The organism is Photorhabdus heterorhabditis (genome assembly GCF_001280945.1).
Lineage (GTDB): Bacteria > Pseudomonadota > Gammaproteobacteria > Enterobacterales > Enterobacteriaceae > Photorhabdus > Photorhabdus heterorhabditis.
In genome coordinates, this window is record NZ_LJCS01000162.1 from 1 (window position 1) to 1,544 (window position 1,544).

Genomic DNA, 1,544 nt, shown 5'->3' on the forward strand with positions numbered 1-1,544 from the left:
CTTCCCACTTCTCAGGCCGCAACCGTCTGTGTGACGGATTTACGCTGGCCTCCATGGGCAGAAACGACGAGTCCCGCCGCCTGTAATTCCTGTATGCCCTTGCGCCGGATGTTGAGCGCCGCATTGATATCGCGGTCATGCTCAACGCCACATTCAGGACATGACCAGATGCGCTTATGTAACGGCATTTCCGGCATTTTATGACCGCAACAATGGCAGGTTTTCGAACTGGCGAACCATTGATCCAGCTTCACCAGATGAACGCCTTTTTCTGCTGCCTTGTATTCCAGTTTTGTGATGAATCCATTCCAGCCAGCGTCACTGATAGCGCGAGCCAGCCTGGGGTTTTTCATCATATTTGCTGTTTTCAGCGTCTCCACAATTACCGCTTGGTTTTCGTCAACAATTGTGCGGGAGAGTTTGTGCTGAAAATCAGCGCGGGCACTGGCTACCCGTTCGTGTACGGCTGCAAGCCGTATACGGGCTTTACGACGATTCGCACTGCCTTTTTTCTTTCGTGACAGCGCTTTCTGCTTACGTCGCAGGTGACAACTGGCATTGATGAGATGACGGGGATTAGGCACCTTATTCCCGTCCGATTTGATAGCGAAATGCGTCAGCCCCATATCCAGACCTGTAACGCCTGATATCCGCGTTGGTTTCACTCGCGCTTCTGCCCCATCATTACAGAGTATCGAAGCGTAGTATTTACCCGTCGCAGAACGCGTGATTGTGATGCTTTTCACTTCCCCGTTAATTTCACGATGAAGCCGGGCTTCTACTGGGGCCAGTTTGGGTATTTTGATGGCACCATCCAGCACCTTCACCCCGACACAATGATAACTCGACTGTTTCCCCGGTTTGCGTTTAAACGCCGGGAAACGCGCTTTCAGCTTCGGATTAAAAAAGTTGGAAAATGCGACATCGAGGTTAATCACCGCCTGCTGCAAGGCGATGGAATCGTATTCTTTCAGCCAGCTATAGCGGCGGGATTTCTTTGCGGCTGCCAGTAACGGTTTCAGGTCCTTACGCGGGCTTAAATTCACGCCGTGGCGTTTATAAGCCTGTTTTTTGATGTGCAGAGCCTTGTTGTACGCAAAACGCACCGCACCGAACTGGGCATTAAGATAGTCAGCCTGTTCTGGTGTGGGATAAATGCGTACTTTTGTGGCTCTTAACATCGTCAGTGCTCATTGATATCATTCATCTATTTTAACCGGTTAGGTGGATAGATCAATTGAGTCATCAGCATGAGGCACTGGAGGGATTTCTCCGAAAACGGCACAGCGTCAGTAAACTGGTTGTGCATCTGATTTTCACGACAAAGTACCGTCGAAAGCTCTTTGACAGGCATATGATTGAGCAGCTACGGGAAGCATTCCTGTCTGCCGCCGCAAAGCTCGAATGCGAAATCATAGAGATGGACGGTGAGCGGGATCATGTACACCTTCTGGTCGCATACCCGCCAAAGCTGGCAGTGAGCGTGATGGTTAACAACCTGAAATCAGTATCATCACGGCTACTACGCCAGCAGAATACACATC

General features: G+C 50.4%; 2 protein-coding genes. One reads left to right on the forward strand and one right to left on the reverse strand.

Going from position 1 to position 1,544, the window contains the following annotated elements; all coding sequences use genetic code 11:
• Window positions 1-11 precede the first annotated feature (11 nt).
• Window positions 12-1,181: an RNA-guided endonuclease InsQ/TnpB family protein gene (locus AM629_RS21050; RefSeq protein ID WP_054481746.1), complete on the reverse strand. Its 1,170-nt coding sequence runs from the start codon at window positions 1,179-1,181 to the stop codon at window positions 12-14.
• Window positions 1,182-1,237: 56 nt separating this feature from the next.
• Here AM629_RS21050 and tnpA point away from each other — a divergent pair.
• A partial coding sequence (gene tnpA / locus AM629_RS22865) for an IS200/IS605 family transposase (protein ID WP_072161974.1) occupies window positions 1,238-1,544 on the forward strand: 307 nt, incomplete at its 3' end.

Bases quoted from the DNA above. Each gene is read 5' to 3' on its own strand.
- AM629_RS21050 (WP_054481746.1), bottom strand. From the start codon at position 1,181: ATGTTAAGAGCCACAAAAGTACGCATTTATCCCACACCAGAACAGGCT.